General features: G+C 56.8%; 8 protein-coding genes. 3 read left to right on the top strand and 5 right to left on the bottom strand.

The features are described from left to right. Window positions 1-397: 397 nt before the first annotated feature. Genes AC54XV_RS21255 through AC54XV_RS21240 form a run of 4 tightly spaced genes read right to left on the bottom strand, consistent with a single transcriptional unit; the run spans window position 398 to window position 15,260 of the window. Window positions 398-3,046 carry an RHS repeat domain-containing protein gene (locus tag AC54XV_RS21255; protein WP_060409679.1) on the bottom strand — a complete coding sequence of 883 codons (2,649 nt, stop codon included), beginning with the start codon at window positions 3,044-3,046 and terminating at the stop codon, window positions 398-400. Beyond that, window positions 3,036-7,379 (bottom strand): SpvB/TcaC N-terminal domain-containing protein, encoded by a 4,344-nt coding sequence (locus AC54XV_RS21250; RefSeq protein ID WP_496717214.1) that lies wholly within the window; start codon window positions 7,377-7,379, stop codon window positions 3,036-3,038. The genes AC54XV_RS21255 and AC54XV_RS21250 overlap by 11 nt, the downstream gene beginning before the upstream one ends. 19 nt (window positions 7,380-7,398) lie before the next feature. Further along, complete coding sequence (locus AC54XV_RS21245) at window positions 7,399-12,252, bottom strand: Tc toxin subunit A-related protein (protein ID WP_058398640.1); 4,854 nt, start codon at window positions 12,250-12,252, stop codon at window positions 7,399-7,401. Window positions 12,253-12,293: 41 nt separating this feature from the next. Continuing rightward, window positions 12,294-15,260: a Tc toxin subunit A gene (locus AC54XV_RS21240; protein WP_230081800.1), complete on the bottom strand. Its 2,967-nt coding sequence runs from the start codon at window positions 15,258-15,260 to the stop codon at window positions 12,294-12,296. 237 nt (window positions 15,261-15,497) lie between these two features. Here AC54XV_RS21240 and AC54XV_RS21235 point away from each other — a divergent pair, with 237 nt between their 5' ends. Next, window positions 15,498-18,317, top strand: coding sequence for an RHS repeat domain-containing protein (locus AC54XV_RS21235; RefSeq protein WP_058398641.1), 2,820 nt, complete (start codon window positions 15,498-15,500; stop codon window positions 18,315-18,317). 137 nt (window positions 18,318-18,454) lie between these two features. Next, window positions 18,455-21,208: an RHS repeat domain-containing protein gene (locus AC54XV_RS21230; RefSeq protein WP_496717213.1), complete on the top strand. Its 2,754-nt coding sequence runs from the start codon at window positions 18,455-18,457 to the stop codon at window positions 21,206-21,208. A gap of 341 nt (window positions 21,209-21,549) precedes the next feature. On the opposite strand, the gene AC54XV_RS21225 is transcribed toward AC54XV_RS21230, so the two are convergent. Then, window positions 21,550-23,073 (bottom strand): fumarate hydratase, encoded by a 1,524-nt coding sequence (locus tag AC54XV_RS21225; RefSeq protein WP_011268799.1) that lies wholly within the window; start codon window positions 23,071-23,073, stop codon window positions 21,550-21,552. Between the two features lie 179 nt (window positions 23,074-23,252). On the opposite strand from AC54XV_RS21225, the gene AC54XV_RS21220 reads away from it, so the two are divergent. Then, the gene (locus AC54XV_RS21220) at window positions 23,253-24,191 is read left to right on the top strand and encodes an iron-sulfur-binding ferredoxin reductase (RefSeq protein WP_058398642.1); all 939 of its coding nucleotides are present in this window, start codon (window positions 23,253-23,255) and stop codon (window positions 24,189-24,191) included. Window positions 24,192-24,218: the final 27 nt, after the last annotated feature.

The raw sequence follows: 24,218 nt of genomic DNA, 5'->3' as shown, positions 1-24,218 counted from the left end.
CGCTTTGCACTGTCAGAGTGCTGCCTTATAAATAAAAATGGCTTTACTTTGAGTTGCGGTTGCAAGTACCGAGCATTCTCAATATTGGAGATGGTGACGTGAGTCTACAGTTTAAAATGATTAATGTGTTTCACTCCGAGCGTAAAATGGCTGATCGGATCCAGTACAGGATCTGTTTGGCGCTGCACCCACAATGCCTCCATTTGAAACTCGGTCAGTGGTATGGGCATGCATAGCTTCGTTCATATCTAGACGTCCTTTTACCAACCTGGTATTGACCAAGAGAAACTTTCCGTGCGGCGTATTCGGCTTCGGTGAAGGTCATCTGCTTCATCAGGCGTCTCGGCGATTGAGATCAGACGTTCTACCAAATTTGGAAGTCTTCCCCATCGTTTCCCTAGTAAAAGCCAGTCTGGCTATATGATTGCTGTTTAGGGCGTACAGCAACAATAAAGTCAGCGAAGGGGAATTCTGAGTCCCCCTGCCGATCAACCCATAAAGCCTCCATGCCAAAGTCGTCAAGTACTCGTTGAGTTCGCTTGCCGTTGGGCGTTTCCTGAAGAAAAGTCTGTAGCATTTCCGGAGTTTTGTTTTCTATTGTCAAAGTTTTCGTCAACGTCTCATTATTCACGACGAAGCTATTTTTTATAACCGAAGGTAAAACGCCATGGGTATTTGTTTTTTGGGCGATGGTTCTATACTGGTATCGGACTACGTCATTGGCATGGTAGTCATTGCTTCCGCTTCTTTTGTAATTTGAACGAAAGGTCCATTCGTTGGGCGCGTAGTCGTTGAGGAAGTCGTCGTTTTCTTGAAGGTGTTTTGATTCTACGGTGTAAGGGTAGTCTTCTAAGTTGCTATCATGATCAAACATCGTTGCCACAACAGCGGTCGCCTTGCCGGAATTTTTATCAGCTGCGGCCAATCTCTCCTCCAATCCGGAAACAAGATATCTGTCTGGTAATGTGTAAGCAGGTCCGAGGAATGGCTCCTGATCGCCCCACAAAACACCGGGTCTCGCATCTTGATTTTCAAGGGCATAGCTATTTGAGGTTATTGGTTTTCGACGAGCGGGTGATGGCGGCGACTCAAGCGCGTGCTTCCCCATGTATCCCAACCTGTCGTAATAGGTGATTGGACTGTTTCTTACGTAGCCGAACAGATTCAACCCATCCACAGCTCCCGCCGGGTCCGGATTGATCCACCGCTGCAACCACGGCGCGTAATACCTGAACCCGTAATAATAAAGCCCGCTGGCGTCGCGCTCCTTGCCCGAATAACGCACTGTCTTGTACTTCGCTTCCACTGCGCTGCGCGCCGCCCACCAGGCCGTACCGCCGAACGGATAATAACTTTCCTGGCTGATCAGGCCGCCTTGCTGATCCAGTTCCAGCGTGCTCGACCCTAGATGATCACTCAGGCTGTAACGCACCTGATCGTTCGTAATAATGCCCGGTTTTCCGGCTTTCCAGTGCAACACTCGCACGCTGTTGCGACCCGCCTGAGCGGTGATGACATGGAGGATTTCGCCATCGGCCGTAGTACGAATTTCCAACCCCGGCAGGTAGCGCACTTCGTTGATCAGCGTGCGACCTGATGCCTGAGCAGTACTGATCTTGCGACAACGTTGACCCTGGCCGTCATAGACATAGCGTTCGTCATCGTTCGACCCGTCTTCACGTTGCACAGTGGTGATGTGCTGCAACTGGTTACGCACATCCCAGCCCATAATCTGACCACGCACCAGTTGCAGCAGGTTGCCGTTGGCATCAAAACTCGTAGCGAAATCCACATCGCCGTCATCGTCGGGCAGGCTGCGATTGCTGTCCGGTGCAACGTGCATGTTGCGGGTGAAGTTGTGCGCGCCTTCGTGGCGCATTTGCAGCAGATTGCCCGCTGCGTCGTAGCTGTAATTCTGTGTGTAGTTGCTGACCTGGCAAGGATCGATGGTTGGCAGAGATTGCAGCCCGGGCAACGCGGGGCCATGGCTGGCACCGTTTCGGACTTCACGGCCGCGGGCTTCGATCAGTTGATACAGCGTGTCGTAAGCAAAGCGACTGATCGGTTCGATAAGCTGGTTGTCGCAATACCTGTCCGGTTGAGACGCATCGTTGACGAGCAGGATATTGCCCACCGGGTCATAGCTGTAATTGAGTTGCTGCAGCAGCGTGCCGTCAGTAGAGATCGCGCTCAGCCCGGTCAGCCGGCCGTCCTGTTGATCATAGGAATAAAGGCTGACTACGCCATTGCTCGCTGTTTCCTGCTCGACCTGATTGAAGGCGTTGTAATGAATTTCATTGACCAGTGTCTGCGGCTGTGAGGCACCGGCCAATGTCAGTCCAGCCGCTTTCAACTGTCCGGCGACAGTCATGCCAAATGCCTGGGTATTGCCCATGGCATCGGTCTGCGCAAGCGCGTCGCCCAGCGCATTGAACCGCCAGCAGGTTTGCAGCACGACAGGCTCAAGCAAGGCATCGCGCTCGGCTTCGGCCAGCGGCCAGTCCGGGCTTTCAGGGGTTTGCAGGAACTGTCGTTCTTCACAAAGCGCTACGCCGAGCAGCCCGTAATCCGCCAGCAAGCGCGAGCCCGCCGTATCGTCATGGCGAACCAGTTGATTGCATTGGTTGTGTGCCGCTGCATCTGCCTGGCCATAGGTGAACCGCTCCGCGCAGCGATTCTGTTCGATGATATTTCTCAGGCGTAACAGCAGGTCGTACTCGAGCTGCTTCTCGGTGCCGCGACCATCCCAGTCGCGCAAGACCTGGCCCGCCTCGCCGAATAACACCCGTTGCCAGCCGGCATCGACACTCTCAGTGGCCAACGCGTTGCCGCCAAGGCTGTAGACAGTGCTCCGGTTGGCGCTGGCCAGACGTGGATCAGTGGCGGCGATCATTCTGCCTGCCGGGTCGAAACGCTGTCGGGTAACCCGCATTGCGGCCGCTTCCGTGGCTTCGGTTCGATGTAAAAGGACCTGGCGCACAACCAGGCCACGCCCCTCGCAAACGATCAACTCCGGCGTATGGGCATGTACCGCGCTACTGACCATGCTCGGCTGCCTTCCTCGCGGCCAGCACTTCCTCGGCCGTGTCGTTTTCGTCCTCACTTATTGTGTACCAGACCCGATAGGTCTGCCGGCGCATCCAGCCTTTGGCGGTAATGGTGATGGTCGGACGCCCCAGCGGGTCGTAGAACTGTTTGTCGACGATGTTTTGTGAGCGTATCGAGGCGTCGTTCACATACAGATGACTGTTGGCGAAATACGGCCGGTAAACGCGCACCGCCAGGCCTTTATTGTTGTATTCCACCCGTTCACTGACCCGCCAGCGTGGCGATGCGTGGACAATTTTCGGTTGACCGCCGACCAGCTCGAGATTGCCCCATTCATCGACGGAATAGGCGTCGCCGTCCTCCACCTTTTGACGGGTTTGCAGGGTGCGACCGAAGCCGTCTATCGACGCCATGCTGATGCGGATCTGCCTGTCTGGATCTTCGGGGTAGCGGTCCGCAACCAGGACAGCGGTTGCCAGCGGTATGTGGACCCGCCCCAAAGCCGTATTGCCATCGTAATAGGCCGCGCTGGCCTGCCTGCCCAGCGCATAGTCGGGTTGCAGTACGACATCGCTGGCAGAAGCCCAATAATGTCCGGCGCGATTGAGCGGCGGAAAACCGGCTGCCTCACCCAGTTCCGTGCCGTAAAAGCTGGTTGCCCATACCCTGCCAAAGGCGTCGTAATCCGCTTCCTGACAGTTCTGATTGGGGTCGATGATTCGTCTTGGCTGCAGCACACGATAATCGTATTCAGCCGTGGTGACGCAGCCTGCCGGGTCGGTAATGCGAGTCGTGAACAGATCGTAGGCGTCGTACTCGACGAGACTCCAGCCATGACTGCGTGTGGGCCTGAATGTGGTGGGGTGAAAGAAATGCTCCGGACCGGCATAAGTGGCGAAGCCGCGTTTTACCGACCACAGGTTCAGGCTGTCTGCCGGCAGAAAGCCGGGCATCTGCTGATAGCCGATCTCGACGAGTTTTTCGGCCAGAGTGACGCTGTCCATGACCCGCTCATAGGCGCTCAGTGCATGATCATCCAGTTCAGCCGTTTCAACGGCGTCAGCCAGCGCCTGAAAGGTCGCCTCGCCATCGCCACAACCGATGTAGCGTTGCACCGACAGACTGGTGAGCGTGCGTGGCAAGGTTGCGAATGGCCCGCCCGGATCGGCGAACTGTTCGTAGCTGATCTGCGCAGGCGTCAAGGCGCTTGCCGGAATGAGCATGGCATCGCTGCGTGTGCGGTAAGGCAGCCCCAGACGCCAGCTCTGCGGGCTGTCCAGATGAATGGCTTCGGCGCGCATTTCATTCGCGTAGAACTGTTGTTGAGCTTCGTCGTGCGACGCTTCCCACCATTGTTGCTGGTAAGGGTCCGCGAAGGGGGGCGCGTCGCCCGGTTTCTTGCGCCGCGCATAGTTGACGCTGGCTGAGTGGAGCATCGAGCCGTAGCGGTCCCACGCCAGGTTCAGGCTGTGTTCGCACATCGGATCCTCCAGTTCCTCGGCCTCGTAACGATAGGTGATGACTTCCAGGCTCAGCGGCAGCATTGATGCGTAGGGTCGATGTGCGCTCAATGCTTGCAGTTGGCGAACCAGATAGCGGCAGGACTGGGTCGAATACAGCACTGTGGGACGTTGACTGGCGTCGAGTCCAAAGACTTCGCCGCGCAGTACCGAGCCGCTCAGCGCTCGTGCCATTTCCTGCAAGGTCGCGTCATCCGCGTCTGTTATCGGCAGCTCTGTCTGGGTTGCGGCGTCGAGTCGGGACAACACATGTTCGCCGGGCAAGCGTGCCAGGAGGTCGCTGCGGTCATAGTCAGTGCAAGGTCTGGCGGGGTAGCGTCCGGTGTGGAACCAGGTCTTGTTCAATACCGGAGCGGTAAAGTCTTCCTGATTCTGCGACGACGTTTCGGTGTCGGTCTGCAGGAGCAAGCCGAAGCCGCGAAACTCGCGTTCGCGAGGGTCATAGAAACCCTGTCGATAGCGGAACAACTGGGTCAGCGTATTGCCAGTGACCTTGTCCTGCAGGGTTTGCCTGACGACCACATGAACCGGGAACGGCAATTCCGAGACGGCAACGCTGCCTGCGCCCCGCAGCTCGTTCTTTTCGTCCAGCCATTCCTGCGCCGAACTGCGATAGCTGACTTCTCCGGCAGCACCGAGATTGTTGTCCGAGGCCTTCAGCAAATACGGTTTGTGCACCGTGCCTGTCCGGTCGGCTGCGTAGTAAAGGCTCCAGTGCCGGGGCGCCATGTGTGGCACGGTCAGCACCAGGCTGGAAAAGCCGAGGCCCAGCAGATCGACCGCACTGAACTGGCAGAATCGGTCATAACGCACGCCCTCTGGCCAGGGCTGATCGAAGGCCGCGGCCAGACCGTTGCCGCCCTGATTCATGAAGACCTGGAAGCCATCGGCTTGCAGATAAAGCACGTCACTGGCACCTGAGCCATCCAGGTCCGCCAGTCGCACCCGGCTCGAATCGAAAGCTTCATAGGTGTAGGGCAGTGTGGCAAACAACTGGCCCTTGCCGAACCGGCCTCGGCCCAGGTTCGGCCAGACGCGGATTTCGTTGTGCCGTATCCGGATCAGGTGTTGTTGCCCGGTACCCAGCAGGTCGCTGAACGCCACCAGTTCAGTGGAACTGTCGCTGAGCAATGGCAGGCGATCCTCGTCGTGAGGAATGTCCACCGCTGCGGCGAATCCATCGGCTCGACGGTTGGCATACAGACGAACGCTACGTGGGCCGATCAAGGCCAGATCCGACAGCCCGTCGCCGACCAGATCCGCCATTTGGCCTTGCGGGTGGAAAAACTCTGCAGGAAAAGCCGAGAACGTGGCGTATTTCGACCAGCTTCGATCAGGGTTGAGGGTAAAGAATCCGGCCATTCCCGGTTGGGCGACAACCCAGTCCAGCCGCCCGTCGCCGGTCAGATCTGTCAGGGTCTGACGTACCGGTGCGGCTGAATCAGCCGTGGGAATGCGGGGTAACGGTTGACAGGTTCCGTAGGCAACGGCATCTGCTGTGCCAGCGGTATCACGGATCGGTTCGCGATAAAGCCAGGCCTTGTCGTCGCGATACAGAATGCCGGGCAAGCCGTCGCCATACAGATCGACCAACTGGTATTGCTGGCCGTCATTCAGGCCGGCCATGGGCTCCAGCGGCGTGTAAGTGCCCGACTCAAGACTGAAATCGGTGTATTGAAATTGCACAGGGGGTTGTCGATCGAAGCGCCGCCAGTCAGTGCCATCCCATGCTTCTGAATGCGCCGCGCTCAGCATGTTGTAGCCGAGGGTTGTCTGATAATGCTCCAGCAGCAGTCGCCGGGTCAGCAGCGGAGATGCTCCGAGTTCATTCGGGAAGTGATGGAACATCAGAACCTGCCGGCACAGGCGCAGATTACCCAGCTCAAAACCGTAGGCGAAACTTGAATGCGGATCACTGCGCACGGGCCAGGTAAATTGCTCGTCATATTCGGGCGGCGGATCACTGCGGGTGTCGCGCTGGCCATAGTCGAATAACAGGTCGAAGTGCCACAGCAAATCGTCCAGCGAATCTTCCTCCCACAGGTAAAGCAAAGGGTGCGCCTTGGCATTGCCGTAGCGAACCCGGCTCAGGTAACGTTGGGCGCGGAAGTTTCTCGGGTGATCCTCCGGCAGGCCCTGATGGTCTTCGGGCTTGTATTCGTAGAGGATGTGTTCACCGACGGCATTCATGCTTTCATCCAGCAACCATTCGGCAACCCGGTTCATGTCTGCCGGGTCGGCAATACGCGACGAGATCTTCCTGCCATAGAGGTTCAGGCTGCCGTCGGCGCCGTGAATCAGCCAGAAGCCGGGATCTGTGTTGTTTACGCGCCAATGCTCGATGCGCGCAAAGGCCCCCTCGACTCTGCTGAAGTAACGCACTACCTGATAAGTCGCATCCAGATCATCACCGTTGTAGCGGCTGACCTGACTCGAAACCAGCGCGCCGCTGTCGTCGCGTTCTGGCAGGCAGACATCGCCTCCGGGGCCGAAAATAAGATCATCGTCGGTGTAGCTCGGTACGCCCTTGCTGGCACGACGCGCCACTTTGCTGGTGTTCAGATTCCAGCCAAGCCCGAACACACCGTTGCCGGAGGTGCTTTGATAACTCAGCGACAGGGCGGGCGCGTAACCGCGGCCCTGGCTGATCGGCAGGGCGATCTCCAGTGATGCCGCGCCGCTGGTGCCAACCGATCCCCAGCCCTTGCCGATGCTTTGAATCGCGCCACCGCCTTTGGGTAATGACGGGGTGGCAACAGCCGGCTGGAGAGACTGCGGCGATTGATTCTGCGATTGCGATTGAGCTTCCATGACGCTTGCTCCCTGTCGGTTAACGACTTTTCGCCGTGTAGCGCATGTGCACGATGATGTCGGTGATCGAGTCGATCATGTCGCGCTGCGATGCCGGGTTGGAAAAGCTCAGGGTCCAGCGAGAGATCGCACCGGTGCCCTCAAACGGCAGATAACGCTCATCGTCGAAGTTGAAAACGAACAGCCCGTCATCGTCCACGCCGGTAGACAAGGCGATCTGCTGGCTGGCGCGCATGTTTTCCTTGAGCGGCGCGTCAGGCTGTGCGTCCATCTGCACCGCGCTGTACGACTGGGTCAGGGTGGCGCGGATGTCCTGATAAGGCCCGACCGTGACGGGCAACGACACACTGATGCGTCTGATACGACGCAGATAGTGGCCCGGGTAATCGTCGTCAAGCATGGCTCGGGTGATTTCGAACTCGGCAATCCCGTCTTGCGCCAGGCGCTCGACCACTGCATCCCAGCCGTGATTGATCCCGGCAGCATCTCCCTCGGTTATTGGCAGCTGGCGCACCGAAACCGTCTTGACGATCTCCATTTTGCGTTCGTTGCGGGCCATGTAGGCTGCATCCATGCGCAGCAAATTCAGTTTCAGGGCCTCGCCAGCAGCCAGGCCGCGCCACGCGTCTTTCCAGGCCGCGGGCTGGATGAAGGAGGCCGAGTAGTCGGCAATTTCATACTGCCAGCAGGCTTGCGTCGCCAGGCACAGTGAGAATGTTGCGTCATAGGCCTGGTAGTAGAAGGTCGAGAACTGCCCATTGAGCCATTGATAGAGCTGGCTGTTGGTGAAGCGCTTGTTGAGAAATGCGTAGACGGTCTCGGCCTGTTTTTTGGCTTCCTGAGCCTGACGAAGTTGCAAGGCGGTAACGCGGGTCTGGGCGTCGTGGACAGCCAGTTGCAAGGTGATCTGTTCAGATTCAAGCAAGGCCTGATCGCGCGCGTGTTCCCATTCCTGGAGGCGCCGACGGAACATTTCCGTGCGCTCCAGTGCATCACTGACAGCCGCAGATCGCGCGGCGAACGCATGAGCGCCAGTTGCAACCATTTCCGGTACGCCTTCCAGCCTGAAGCCGCCTACTGCCCCTCCGGCTGCGGCACCAACGGCCATACCGCCGGTTGCACCGGCATGAATACCGGCGTGATTAGGGGCTACTTTCATGGCTGAAGCCACGATGCTGGCCGCACTGGCAGCGCTTTCGGCAATCCGTGAAACAAGTTTGGCGGCACCCGCTGCGATTTCCACTGCACTGACATTTTCAGCCGCCAGTTGGCCGTAAAAACCGGCTCGGGCATCAATCACGGCCTTGCTGGCCTCCAATGCCTTGCGTGCCTGAACTTCGACTTTTTGCGCCTCGAGCTGCAGGTCAATGGCGTACTGGGCGAACTCCCAAACCTGCTGCTGTTGCAGCTCCATCAACTGCCCTTGCTCCTTGCGCTCAATGATCGACAGCAGGGTGAAGCCAAACTGGATCAGGGTTTCCACCGCCGCGCTGGCCCTGGCAAACATGACCGGGTAGCGATAGTGCGGTGTTTCCTGAGCCAGCAGGCTGCCAGCACCACCATCGGTCGCGCCATTGGCGTAGGCCGCGAGCAGTGCCCTTGGGTCCAGCGGTGCAGCGAACAGCGGCAGGGAGAGTGGCTTGCCGTCCAGCGTCATGTTGTGGCGCAGGTTGTACAGGCGCGACTCAAGCATGTCCCAATATTTGACCAGCTCCGAATTCATCGGGAGGATGAAGTGATCGCTGTCTTCCTCGTTCAATGTCGGGTCGCTGCCGAAGGTGCTCAGGCGCAGGGACGGTTGGCTGAAACTGACAGTGGCTTTGCCGTCGTTGAAGGCGGCGCTGGTACGTACCTGTTGCTCCTGCTCGACAAGCTGCTGCTCGAAAGCCCGCAGGCCCGGACTGCTGGACGTTGCCAGATCGCCCAACGCCACAGGCGTCCATTGGCTGATCAGTTTCACATCCGGGCGCGGCCCGAGCAGGTCGAGAATACGCACATACCAGAGCTTGGCTTCGCCCAGACTGTCGGGCGTCAGTTGCCGATAGGCCATGTCGCCCCGGTCGATCAGGTTCTTGATGTAATGGAAATACACCGCTTTCTGATAGCGCACCGGGTCACTTGCCGCGATGCCGTCCGGGTCGATCGGGGCGCGCAGAAAGTAATCCGGATCAGGTACTTCAACCAGAGGTCGAACGTTCCAGTAAGCCGGTGCGTCGCTGGTTTTTTTACGGCCCGGGTCGAAGATGAACCCGAGCCAGCGTTCGGCATCGGTGAAGCGTTGTTCCAGGTTGAGGCGATGGGAGATCATGAACGGCAGATGCAGAAACAGCTCCCAGAAGTAAAGGCCGTTGGCGCCTTTGAAGTCCATCAGGTCAGCGATGGCGTCATCACCGATGGGCGGTTCCTGTAGCTGCTGGGTGTCCCAGGACAACAAGGCTTCGAGCGCAATGTTGGCCTTGTTGATCAGCTCGCGGGCAAACAGCGTGTTCATGCGAATGGGGTCGCGGGTGTCGGTGGTCGAGTTGTCGCTGAACCGAATGCTGGAGGCGGAGAAATCGATGTATTCGGCGATGCCCAGAATGGCGCTTATGCGTTTGCTGATTTTGGGCGCGATAGGGTCGCTCCCGTCAGCGGTTGCCCACTCCAGTTCTATTTCTGTGGATTTGAGGGCGTTACCGATCCAGACCGGGGGATCAATCGAGTTGACGCCGACGCCATGAGTGATATAAAACTTTTTCGAGCCGCTGATGAATTGGGTTTGCGGAAGATTTGGCAGAAGCGTGGATTTATCGAAGGTAATGGTTGTTTCGTAATGGCTCGGTGCCGTAATACTGCTGGTCGGAGGTCGTGCGGTCAGGTGCTTTTGCGAGTTGTTGTGGGGGACGCTCATATCCAATGGGTAACTGAACCATTGAGCGAAAGAAAGCGTGTCAGCGTAGTGAGGCCCTACGTGTACAGAGGGATACAGATCATATGAAGTTTCGCCTTGTATAAGTGCTATGAGTGCCGAGGATATGACCTCCGGGTCGGTTGCCGCCAAAGACATTAGCTCGACAGCGCCCACCTTCAGTTTGCCGCCTCCAAGATTCCAGTCGGTGGTATATCGTTCTATACGGTAATAACTATTGTGTTGGTTGCGAAGGAACGCGGTGCTTGAGGGAAGGGCGTCTACGGCGCTATACAGGTTCAGCGACAGATCGCCCCAATAGCCTCCGGTTGATTCGATTTTTAAGTTTGATCCGTTCTGTAATATAAAGCTGTTCTGGTCGAGGTCGAGATCGTAGGGTGTCGTTATGAACTCAAACGTCCACTGGCTGGCGGGCTCAGTCAATACGAGTGTGGTTTTAGTCGTACCCTTAATGAGGATGTCCTTGGTTATTGCAGTGCTTAATTTTATTGTGGCGTTTTCAAGGTCCAGGCGGGGTGCATAGGTACCGGTCATCTGGGCTATTGCTTCCTGATGGTCTTGGTAGTCCCACCAGGTATCGCCAGTGTTTGGAGATGTTGTCAGGGATGGTTTTAGCCTGATATACAAACTCCACGTAAACTGAAAATTCCCCTTGTTCTTTAAAGCAAATGCCCAACAGGTCTTGCGCACGCGGGGCTGCTCCGGACCCAGGTCTGCCTTGTCGGAAACGGCGTCTACGTAGTTCGCAACTGGAAAAGCTGGCGTTTTGTTGAAATTCTTGTCGATAAAGGCCGTGTGCAGAAAAGCATAGGTCGATGTTGAGCCATCGGTGTCACCAGGCGCCAGCGTTTCACCCGCATACATCGCGATAAACAGCGATTCCGGGGAGGCCGATACATCGAAGATCGCAATACTGTTCAGGTCGTTTTCAAGGTTGACTGCCTTGCCTGCCCGGGTGACGACATTGGGTGTTGTCACGTCCATGTAGATGTGTGGCGCACTCCAGGAGTCGTCGTATTTTTTATAGGAAATATTGAATACCAGACGCACATTGGGTGTGACCACCGTCAAGGGCGCGATGTCAGCCGGTGGGGTGATGGGGATACTGCCATCGGCAGCTGGCTTGACTGTACCTTCGGGCAGCGTGACCGCTACCTGTTCTGTCACGTGAACCAGGTCCACCCACGCCACAAACAACCGATTGTTGAAATACACCGGGCGAATGGTTCTTTCCAGCGTATTGGCATTGATGCCGATCTCGGCGCGCTTCCAGTCGGACCAGGCACCGGGTGTCGGATTATCGAACTTCGGCCCTTCAGTGCCTTCCTGGTAGGCACGCTCATTCATGTCCACCGTGCGCCAGTAATAAATATTCTCGGCGCGCGACGTGCCGATAAAGTAGTACTTGCCTTGCGCAAATCGATCACTGTCGATATAGCCATTGATGATGGTCAGGTTGGCGACTTCTTCAAAACTGGCCAGGTAAGCTTTTACCGCTTCCTGCGCCGTGTCGACATTGATCCTGTTCTGATTGATATCGTTTTCCAGTTGCGTGAAGTAGCCGGACTTCTTCAAGCGCAATGCCGGAGAAATATAGATTTCCGGATACAGTGCCAATTGCATATTGGCCGCCCAGATCGGGTATTGACTGCTGCGTTCACGCCACTCGACAAAGCGCGCTTCGGTCGGCAGCAGTGTTTCATAGCCGGGCTCCATGCCCAGTAACGTGCCATTGATGAGCTGTTGCAGGCTGCTCATTGCCGATGCGACATAGCTGGTCTGGACTTCATTGCCGACCTGATTGTCGAGCAGAAAAAACTCGTACAGGTCGTTGGCCGTTTTCAAGCGCTGGTCCAGGCCCAGGCGCTTCAGCATAGGGTCGTTGGGTACGACCTCACCCAGATAGTACGCCACCAGCGCATCGCGAAAGGATTCGTTGAGCCGGCTTTCAAGGGTATCGGACATGATCAGGCCTCCATGGCATTGAACAGGTTAATGCTCACGACTTAACGGTTGGCGGCTATCACGGCTTCGCCTGCTGACTTCCAGTGCGAGGCAGTGCTGGTCGCTGTCAGGTCAGTAGCCGACAGTAATTGTCTTGCCGAAAGGCCGGTGACATCACTGGCGCTGTGCATCCGGGTCAACCAGTCCACCTCGTGCATGCTGGAAGCGATACGATCTGACCCCGTCAGCAATGCGTTTGCGGCCAGCACCTCAGATGACGTCCAGCCTGTCAGTGACGCCAGCCGCGCAGCACATTGGGTATTGTCTCGATGCGTGTCATTGGCTTGCTTGAAATAATCGAGCAGCGTTTCTTCCGGGTAACCGCAGTTGTCGCGCCAGTTGCGGTAACGGTCGAGCAAATACAGACTGTTCATTGAAAGGGGAAGCAGGAAGCCAAAGTCTGCATGCAGCCAGCGTGGACTGATTAAAAACGTGCGTAACGCCCGGGCGCTCAGCCCCAGTTGCTGGCTGACTTCTGAATAGCGAATCAGCGTCGAGAGCTTCTGAATGGCGCCATCATCCCAAAGTAACGCACCGAGAAACTTGCCTGCATCGCTGCCTGCCCAGCGTATCACCGGCTCGCAACGGTCCGGCGGCAAACCGGTGAGGGTCAGCAACAGCCCTTCCACCAGCCGATGTTGACTCCGGTAGCCGTTCAATACGAACGTTTCAAGTCTGGCTTCGACTTCGCTTGCAAGGGGTTCCGCGATGGCTATGGAGGACAAGCGTTCATGCAGGGTGCGGCGGATGCTGACCGCGGGTTCCTCGTGCAGCGGCTGAGTCGTGACCAGCCCTAATCCGTCGATCAGGTCGTAATCGAGGATAGTCCACCAATTGATGGTGTTGTTTTGGTCATCCTTGCTTGGCAAGTCAAGGGATGCCAGCTGGTCTCTCTTCAGTACAGCCTGGCGCGCATCGTTGGTTAATTGCTCAAGTTGAACAGTCAGTTCCTGCGTGACTATTGTTTCGGTGATGCCCCAGCCTAGCTGACGTCGCAGTGCAGCGATGTCTCGGTCAGACGCTTTGAGCCACGTGACTGCCCAGTCCAGTTGCATCAGGATATCGAGCACGTCCGGTTCGGTGTCGTCGAGTTGACCTGAGACCACCTTTTTCCGAAAAGACAGAGTGCCCAGCAGGTCGATCAATGCCCGGCATTCTGCTGCGGTCAGACCGAACATCGAAGCAATGCGGGCTTGGCGGTACAGCGAAGAAATCATGCTCAAATTGAGTCTGAAGTCAGTGGGCGCGTTGCCAATCAGTTCGCGAACATCGACGGCCAGCTGCCTCAAGCCTTCATGAGTGCTGGATAACTGCAGGGCTCGGCTCAACTGAGCGCGAGTCTTGACGTGCTGGCTACTGTCCTGATCGAGGTCGAGAATCGACCCATCCAGCACCAGCGGAGTATCGAACAATGCCGGGTTGTTGAATACCCGGTCGAACATCGGCAAGCGTCCGTCGTTTGCCTCGCCGGGCATCAGGTGAACAAAGGCTGCAAACTCATCAGGCGCGAGGCCGTAACGTTTGTTCAGATACCGATAGGTTCCCAGTGCGCGTAGCGTATTTACCGTCAGCACCATCTGCAGGTTCACGGCGCCTTCGGAGCGAATGACCGCCATGACCAACGTGTCCAGCGCTGTAAACGGAATGCCCGTCCAGCGCTGCAGACGGATCATGCGTTGCAGACGGTCGAAGCGGTCCACGCTGGTGTTTACCAGCCGCTCAGTGCCGTACGCATCCTTGTTCAGAGCCATTGCCGGCTGATTGGTCGGGCCATTGACGTAGCCAGCTCCGAATCGGGCCTTGATTGCTGTCAGGCTCGCATCGAGTGGGGAGTCTTCATCTGCGGTGTTTCCCGCTGCACGGATGTTGGGAGAGGCATAGGCCGTGTGGTTGCCTATGGCAAGCAGGGCTTCGACTCCGTCACTGTCCAGACCCGTCTTCTCCAGGAAGACGTTCAGATTATTCAAAGGATTGCTGGCGTCGTCGACGTAATCGACGTTGTATTTCGTTTTGAAGAACTGACGGGTCAGGTCTGCTGACGTGTCTGCGTTTGCCAGACTGGATAAGGCAGGTTCAATCACGATTGCCTGTTGCTCTGGGCCTGCTCCGCTCATCAGCACTTGTGCGATGGCACTGGAGTGCTGCACTTTTCCATAGTCACTGCCGTACCTGGAAGTGGTTGGAAGTTCAAGGCTGACGCAGTAATTCAGCTCGCCTAACATTGGCTTCTTCCCGGCAAGCCCGAGGCTGATCTGTTGAAAGTGGAAGTTGTAAGGAAACTGAAACGGGTGTTGTTTTTCGGCCACCAATTGGTAAATAGACTTGCCCTTGTCCTCAGGCACCGTGTCCACGTAGGCATTGATGGCTTTACTTAACACCTGATTGACGATGTGCAGCGTGGGGATTGGCGTGAAGGTGCTTTGTTGGTCGATCAACAGACCTTTGAGATCAGGCCGTCGGTCATGGAGTTTGATTCGGCTGTCCTCCGCGACGCTGCCTTCCAGCTGTTCCAGAGCAAACCGGTACAAGGACGTCAGGTACGCAACGGGCGAATCCTTGGCTTCTATCGCACCCACCTTGCAAAACAGATCCCAGTTTTCCTTGAAAAGATTGGGAAAGCTGGGCCCGATGTCTACCAGTGAACGCACGCCGGTGCGCCGTGTCACTGGCTGGGGCCGGCCTGAAGACAGCAGTTGATTGCGATACAGGCGCACGATCTGGGTGGCGTAACAGCGAGCGTTTTCATAGGCGAGCGCTGCATCAGCATCACTGATACGTGAGAGTTCGTGAACAAAAGCGCTTTTGGAGCGCCGTACGATATCGAACACTGAATGGATGTTCAGTTTTTCCATCGCGTTGATGAACGGTAACGTGTCATCGCCATGTTCGTGCGTGTCGTTCCCGGTTCGGGCCAGGTTGCGTAGAAGGGAGAAGGGTTGCTCGGTCATGTCCGGCGCTCCAGTGGTCATGACACAGCCTTGTTTACCATGGCGCTCGCGTCTAGCTGACAAAAGTGTCAGTCAACCATCAGCAACACCAAGCATTTCCTATAAAAACAAAGCATTAGTGCCCGCCGCTGAAGGTATATTCATTGGCGATTGACCACCCAAAGTTTATGCCTATTGGTTCTTGACCAAGCCGCGTGCTTCCGTTTGTCTGCTGTTATGGTTGAAGGGCGTCACTAACGGCGGATAGAGGTTTCAAGGATGAACTCGATCATGCACACCAATACGCCGCAATTGGCGGTCAGCGATTCACGGGCCCTGCCGGTACGCAGTGTGCAGTTCTATCGTGGCGCTGATGATCAGCCTGTTGAAGCCAGGGTGACGCAGCAATATTTCGACAAGGCCGGGCGACTGATCGCCAGTCGCGATCCACGTTTTGCCAGTCGTTTGAAATACGGTGTCTGTGCGCCTGTGAACCTGATGCAAATCGTCAGTTTGTCCGGGGCTTTGCTGCTATCGAAAAGTGTCGACTCAGGTTGGCGGGTGAGCCTCAATGGCGAAGCGGGGCAGTTAGTCGACGGCTGGGACGGACGTGACAACCCGCGCCAGATCGAATACGACGCGCAATTGCGCCCTTTGGCGATCAACGAATCAGGCCGAATGACCGAGCGCTTCACTTATGGCGGGCCCGCCACTGCTGAGCGTAACCAGTGCAATCAACTGATTCGCCATGACGATACGGCAGGCTCGCGCCTGCTGCAGGACTATGGACTGTCGGGCGGGGTTCTGAGTGAGGAACGGTGTTTCCTGCAGTCGCCTGACCGCCCGGACTGGCCACTTGCCGAACCTGATCGTGATGCACTGCTGGAGCCCGTCGGCCTGCAGACACGCCGGGCTTTCAACGCGCAGGGCGAAGCGCTGGCGCAGACTGACGCCAACGGTAACGTCCAGCGTTTCAGTTACGGTGCGGCGGGGCAACTGCACGCTGTTGAACTGACCCTGACCAATACGGAACAGCCGCAAACGCTGGTCAGTGCAATTGACTATGACGCATTCAACCAGGTCGAGCAGGAGACGGCAGGAAATGGCGTGGTCAGTCGCTATGTGTATGATCTACAGGACGGTCGGCTGATTGAACTCAGTGCGCTATCTGCTGACGGCTCAGTGCTGCAAAAACTGAATTACAGCTATGACCCGGCAGGTAACGTTCTACTCATCAACGATGCCTCGCAGCCAGACCGGTATTGCGGCAATCAGCGTATCGAGCCGATAAACCGCTACTGTTACGACACGTTGTATCAGTTGATCGAAGCCACGGGTCGTGAGGTCAGAAACGGTGCCAGTCATGGTCCGGCGCTGCCCGGTCTGCAACCTCTGCCGACGCTCGATCCTTGCCAGGTCAGCAACTACAGACAGCATTACAGCTACGATCGTGCGGGTAACCTGCTGCAAATGCGCCACGAAGGCGCACACAACTTCACCCGCAACATGCACGTTGCACCGGACAGCAATCGCAGCCTGCCCGACGATGACGAGGATGTGGATTTCGCCACTAGTTTTGATCCCAACGGCAACCTGCTGCAACTGGTTCGCGGGCAGGTTATGGGCTGGGATGCGCGTAATCAGTTGCAGCACATCATCACTGTGCAACGTGAAGACGGGTCGAACGATGACGAACGCTATGTCTATGACGGCCAGGGTCAGCGTTGCCGCAAGATCAGCACCGCGCAGGCATCAGGTCGCACGCTGAGCAACGAAGTGCGCTACCTGCCGGGGCTGGAAATCCGGACCACGGCGAGTGGAGAAATTCTCCACGTCGTTATCGCTCAGGCGGATCGCAACAACGTGCGGGTGCTGCACTGGGAAGCGGGAAAACCAGATGCCATTGCGAACGACCAGGTGCGCTACAGCCTGGGTGATCATCTGGGCTCAAGCACGCTGGAGCTTGATCAGCAAGGCGGCCTGATCAGCCAGGAAAGTTATTATCCGTTCGGCGGTACGGCCTGGTGGGCGGCGCGCAGTGCAGTGGACGCCAAGTACAAAACAGTTCGGTACTCGGGTAAAGAGCGCGATGCCAGTGGGCTTTATTACTACGGGTTCAGGTATTACGCGCCGTGGTTGCAGCGGTGGATCAATCCTGACCCGGCGGGGGCTGTAGATGGGTTGAATCTTTATGCAATGGTTGGGAATAGTCCGTTACGAAATAAAGATATAGCGGGTTTGCAACATCGACCTTATCAGGGCTTTCAAGACGCTTACGAGCAGCAGGCCAGTTCAAGTGGCCTCACCCTCATCGCTCGAGGCAGAGAAAATATAAAACTGTTGAAGAAGCCTCCGACAGATAAGCTGGGTCATGCCCTTGAGGTTGTTGAAGTGGCCTATAAGGAGAGTCAGCGTGTTTTTAATAGCGGAGATTTAACTGAAACGCAAAAAGTCGTCGTCTGGAATGTCATGGGGTATACATCACTGGCACAAATGCCCGAAATGGCCAGTCAGTACGCGAGTTTGAACGACGTGGTGCAGGATTATACGGCAGGGCACGGGTTTAATCAGTTTGCCGTCTTTGGCAGGCAGCCAGGTACTCAGGGTCTTACCTTTTCAAACGACCCACACAAAAGAATATTTTTAGGGCGGGAGGTATTGGATTTTCATGTGCTGGGAACCGCGCTGGTAATGGGCCATGAAATTTCCCATACCACGCAGAGGCGTTCGAAGGATTACATTTATATGAATGCGAACGTCAATCGGGATGAAGGTGTTGAGCAGTTAACACCAGGTGACGTGGATGAGCATTTGCAGAGCATGTTAGAGTCGGCAAGTCATGTCACAGCAGGGCAGCATGACCACGTCATATTTTCGAATATTGATAGCATGATTCGCGAAGGTAAACTGACGGCAGATGATGTAACAAGTCTGTTTGCAACCCGTAGTCTTCAAGATATCCACGTTAACCGCTTAACGTACCCGGGTGTCAGGGACCGCATCCTGCGTAATAATGCAGATAATATTGCATTTTTAGGGCTTTTTCTCGGAAGAGAGCAGGTTGTTTCAAAAATGAAGGCGCGAGGCTATGTTAAGTAGATGCAGGATGCTGTGGTCGCGCGAGGGCGTCCGGTCTGTATTTGAAGTATGAGCTTGATTTTTCGTGCTGCACGTCCGTGCACTGATCCTGTCAGGCAGGAAATAGTGTTCTTATCAAACTTTCATGGATGAAGGTCATGAGTTCGATTGTGCACAGCAATACGCCGCTACTGGTGGTCATTGATCCGCGTGCGCTGGTTGTGCGTAGCGTGCAGTTCTGTCGAACTGTGGCCGGGCAGCCTCTTGCCGCGCGGGTGACCCATCAGCGCTATGACCGGGCAGGGCGTCCGGTTGTCGGTCGTGATCCGCGTCTGTTCAGTCGCTCGGAAACCGAAGCGCAGACCCCGGCAAACCGGGTGGTCAGGTTCAGTCTGTCCGGAGCGGCTTTGCTGAGTGAAAGCGTCGACTCGGGTTGGCGACTGAACCTGATGGGCGAGGCCGGGCAGTTGCTTCAAAGCTGCGATGGGCGAGGCACTCAGCGCTTGATGGAATACGACAGTTCGCTGCGCCCGGTCTCTGTGACAGAGCAGGGGCTTGTCTTGGAACGCCTGGCCTACGGTGGCGCCGACGCCGCTGAGCATAACCAATGCAATCAACTGATTCGCCATGACGATACGGCAGGCTCGCGCTTGCTGCATGATTACGGCCTGCCTGGCGCTGCGCTGGGTGAGAAACGGCATTTTTTGCAAGCGCCTGAAAGTCCGGACTGGCCGCTGGGCGAAGCAGAGCGCGATGCATTGCTTGAGCCTGTCGGGCTGCAAACCCGCTGTGGGGTCAATGCGCTGGGCGAAGCGATCTGGCAGACCGATGCCATGGGCAATACACAGGCCTTTGGCCTGACCGTCGCTGGGCAGTTGAAAGCGGCTGAACTGACATTGGCCGGTGCCTCACCACCGCAAACGCTGGTCGGTGAAATTCATTACAACGCGCTTGACCAGGTCGAGCAGGAAACGGCCGGCAATGGTGTTGTCAGTCACTTCCAATATGATCCGCAGGACAGCCGGCTCGCTGCACTCAGCGCGATGGCGGCGGATGGCGCGCTATTGCAAAAGCTGATTTACAGCTATGACCCGGTCGGTAATGTTCTGGTGGTCAACGATGCGTCCCAGCCAGACCGTTATTGCAACAACCAGCTCGTCGAGCCGATCAGTCGCTTCGAGTACGACACGCTGTATCAGCTGATCGAAGCCAGCGGCTGTGAAGTCAGAAACGGTGCCAGCCATGGCCCGGCGTTGCCGGGCCTGCAATCTCTGCCGACGGATGACCCGTGTCAGGTTAGCAACTACACACAGCGTTACCGCTACGACGCTGCGGGTAATCTGCTGCAAATGCGCCACGAGGGCGCGCACAACTTCACCCGCAACATGCACGTTGATCCCGACAGCAATCGCAGCCTGCCCGACGATGAAGGAGAAGTGGATTTCGCCACAAGTTTCGACGCCAACGGCAACCTGTTGCAACTCGTGCGTGGGCAGACCATGAGCTGGGATGCGCGTAATCAGTTGCAGCACATCACCACCGTGCAACGTGAAGACCAGCCGAACGATGAAGAGCGTTATATCTACGATGGGCAGGGTCAGCGTTGTCGCAAGATCAGCACCGCACAGGCATCAGGTCGCACACTGACCAACGAAGTGCGCTACCTGCCGGGGCTGGAAATCCGCACCACAGCCGATGGCGAAACCCTTCACGTTATTAATACTCAGGCGGGTCGCAACAGCGTGCGGGTGTTGCACTGGGAAGCGGGAAAACCAGATGCTGTTGCGAACGATCAGGTGCGTTACAGCCTGGGTGATCATCTGGGCTCGAGCACGCTGGAGCTTGATCAGCAAGGCGGCCTGATCAGCCAGGAAAGTTATTATCCGTTTGGCGGCACGGCCTGGTGGGCGGCGCGCAGTTCAGTAGAAGCCAAGTACAAAACAGTTCGTTACTCGGGTAAAGAACGCGATGCCAGCGGGCTTTATTATTACGGGTTCAGGTATTACGCGCCGTGGTTGCAAAGGTGGATCAATCCGGACCCGGCGGGGGATGTGGATGGGTTGAATCTTTATCAGTTCATCGCAAACTCACCTGTTAATTACCGAGATGCATCGGGACTCGCGAAATACAAAACAAAATACGACATGACAGAATTAGAGGTGCGTTTAAAGAGGGGGCCTATTTTGAGCCGCGGGCTTACGGACCTTCAAAAAAATAATAGTGACACAGCGGGTACGTTAAGAAACGCAATTGATTATGCAGTGACAGCGACTGCCGAGGCGATCAAGGCACTGGAGAACCCCGAGCTCGCTAACGCCTCTGCGCTGGCAGATCAAATACTGGGGGGGCAGGATTCTAACCATGATGTGCTATTAAACAACGTCAGAACCCTTCATGCCGCTGCAATCAGTTACAAAAATGAAAATGCCGAGCAGCTGGTGGTTGTAAAAAGCAAGGTGCCCACTGAGCTTGCTTTTGTCATGAAGGGTGACCCTCACGAGCGAATATTTTTCACGGAAGCAGGGCTAAAAGAATCAAAAAAAGTAATGGCCATGACGTTTATTCACGAGCTTTCACATATAAAGCTAAACACTGAAGATTTCTATTACTATCGAAAAGGACACACCATAAATCCTAATAGCCAAGACACCTCGGAGGAAGCCTACGAAGTCGGAGCAGGGTTGCATGACAAAAAGCTCGCCACAACCTCTGAAAAAAACGTTTCCAAAAAAACGTTGCTGTCACTCGTCGGCAGCACACACGCCAGCGATGTCGAAAAAAAACTGCAGACCGATAAAACACTCAGGAGCAACCTGCTTTTACGTAACGCAGACACCTGGGCGCTGCTCATATTTTCCTATGCGCACTCTGCACTTTGGCGCCTGGATCTTAGAGAACAAGTGGGAGAGTAAGCACACTGTTACTTTTAATGATGACAGCTTTTTTGCTGCTCACTCAGGTACGAGTGTGTTAACTAATATAACGAGTGAAGGAAGCGAGCGATATGAGGAAGCCGAGTGCAGGAGCTATATGCAGACCCGATGGGTATGACGGCATCGGTCTGAGTCTGCTCTGAAAGCATGGCCCAGTGGCAAGAGTTCGAACGTTATCGAGGATGGCAGCTGTTTACCTTCGCCGACCAAATGGCCAGGAAGATGCCGCTGCATCGGTATATAAAAAGCGGCGCGGCGCAAACCTGGCGCTGACCATAAACGATAAAACCCGCCTCAATGAGACGGGTGTTATCCGGTGTTTACTGCACTTCCACCGCCAGACTGTCGCTGATCTTCTTCTGCCAGATCTGCGGGCCGGTGATGTGTACGGACTCACCGTTGCTGTCTACGGCCACGGTCACCGGCATGTCCTTGACCTCGAACTCGTAGATCGCTTCCATGCCCAGTTCGGCGAAGGCCACGACGCGGGATTTCTTGATCGCCTGAGCCACCAGATACGCCGCACCACCAACCGCCATCAGGTACACGGCCTTGTGGTCACGGATCGCTTCGATGGCGGTCGGGCCGCGTTCGGATTTGCCGATCATGCCCAGCAGGCCGGTCTGGTCGAGGATCTGCCGGGTGAACTTGTCCATCCGGGTGGCCGTGGTCGGGCCGGCCGGGCCGACGACTTCTTCGCGCACCGGATCAACCGGGCCGACGTAGTAGATGAAGCGACCCTTGAGGTCCACCGGCAGGGTTTCGCCCCGGTTGAGCATTTCGACCATGCGCTTGTGCGCCGCGTCGCGGCCGGTGAGCATCTTGCCATTGAGCAAAACGGTTTCGCCCGGTTTCCAGCTTTGTACTTCTTCCGGGGTCAGGGTATCGAGGTTGACGCGGCGGGCCGATGGGCCGGCTTCCCAGACGATTTCCGGGTAGGCGTCCAGCGATGGCGCCTCCAGCGAAGCAGGGCCGCTGCCGTCGAGTACGAAGTGCGCGTGGCGGGTGGCGGCGCAGTTGGGGATCATGCACACCGGCAGCGACGCGGCGTGGGTCGGGTAATCCATGATCTTGACGTCGAGCACGGTGGTCAGACCGCCCAGGCCCTGAGCGCCAATGCCCAGCTGGTTGACCTTCTCGAACAGCTCCAGACGCATCTCTTCGATACGATTCTGCGGGCCGCGGGCTTTAAGTTCATGAATGTCGATGGACTCCATCAACACTTCCTTGGCCATGACCGCGGCTTTTTCTGCGGTGCCGCCGATGCCGATGCCGAGCATGCCCGGTGGGCACCAGCCTGCGCCCATGGTCGGTACGGTTTTCAGAACCCAGTCGACGATCGAGTCGGAAGGATTGAGCATCGCCATCTTCGATTTGTTTTCCGAACCGCCGCCTTTCGCCGCGACGTCCACTTCCACGGTGTTACCCGGGACGATGGAGTAGTGAATGACGGCCGGGGTGTTGTCCTTGGTGTTTTTGCGAGCGCCTGCCGGATCGGCAAGGATCGAGGCACGCAGCACGTTTTCAGGCAGGTTGTACGCGCGACGCACGCCTTCGTTGATCATGTCGTCCAGGCCCATGGTGGCGCCGTCCCAGCGAACATCCATCCCCACGCGCACGAAAACCGTGACGATGCCGGTGTCCTGGCAGATCGGGCGATGACCGGTCGCGCACATGCGCGAGTTGATCAGGATCTGGGCGATGGAGTCACGAGCGGCAGGCGACTCTTCACGCAGATACGCCTCGTGCATGGCCTGGATGAAGTCCACGGGGTGGTAATAGGAAATGAACTGCAGTGCGTCTGCAACGCTCTGAATCAGGTCGTCTTGCTTGATCACGGTCATGCGGCGCGCTCCTCTGTAAGGACGGGAACATTCAATTACGCTATCGGCGGCAGTCTGGAACTGCGGCTTGAACCAGAGCTGTCAGGTTGGCGATAGCGGGCGCAAAAAGGCGCGGCAGTATAACCCGCCCGACAGGCCAGTCTGTACAATCGCCGTTATTTTCTGCACAGGCCGTTTTGATGCCTCAATTGCATGTGGGTGAGCTTAGCTGGTCGGTGACATCGGCCAGCAATCTGCTCGACGCCCTGAACCATGCCGGTATTCCGGTCCCTTATAGCTGTCGTGCCGGCAGTTGCCATGCGTGCCTGGTGCGCGTCGTAAAGGGCGAGCCTGAAGACGCGTTGCCCGACGCGCTGCCTGCCGAAAAGCGCCAGCAGGGTTGGCGGCTTGCCTGTCAGTGCCGAGTGACGGGGGATCTGGCTGTCGAGGTGTTTGACCCCCAGCGTGATGGCCTGCCTGCCACAGTGGCAGGCTGCGACTGGCTCTCTGCGTCGGTGCTGCGTTTGCGTCTGGAGCCTGCGCGACCTTTGCGCTACAGCGCCGGGCAGCACCAGGTGTTGTGGACTGACAGCGGTGTTGCACGGCCTTACTCGCTGGCGAGCCTTCCCGGTGAGGATGCGTTTCTGGAGTTTCATGTCGATTGCCAGCAGCCCGGGGCCTTCCGTGACGTTGCCCGCCAGTTGCAGGTCGGTGATGCCCTGAGGCTCGGCGAATTGCGCGGTGGTGCGCTGCGTTACGACCCGGACTGGCAGGAGAAGCCCTTGTTGCTGCTGGCCGCCGGCACCGGGCTCGGTCCCTTGTGGGGCGTGCTGCGCGAGGCTCTGCGTCAGGACCATCAAGGCGCGATACGCGTGATTCACCTGGCCCGCGACAGCCAGGAGCACTATCTGGCCGATGAACTGCACGCCCTGGCTGAACGTTATTCCCAAGTGCATGTTCAGCTGGTTACCCCGCAGACGCTACAGGCAACCCTGGCTGAACTGCGCCTGATGTCGCGGCACGCGATGGCGCTGGTGTGCGGCAGTGCCGACAGCGTGGAGATGTTCGCCAAGCGCCTTTATCTGGCGGGGCTGCCGCGTAATCAATTGCTGGCTGATGTGTTTGTGGCGCGGGAATAAGAGGCACGTCAGTTACAGTTCTCGTTC

The organism is Pseudomonas fragariae (ex Marin et al. 2024) (assembly GCF_059621105.1).
Note: the sequence above shows the minus strand (reverse complement) of the source record. Positions and strands in the feature narration are given on the sequence as shown.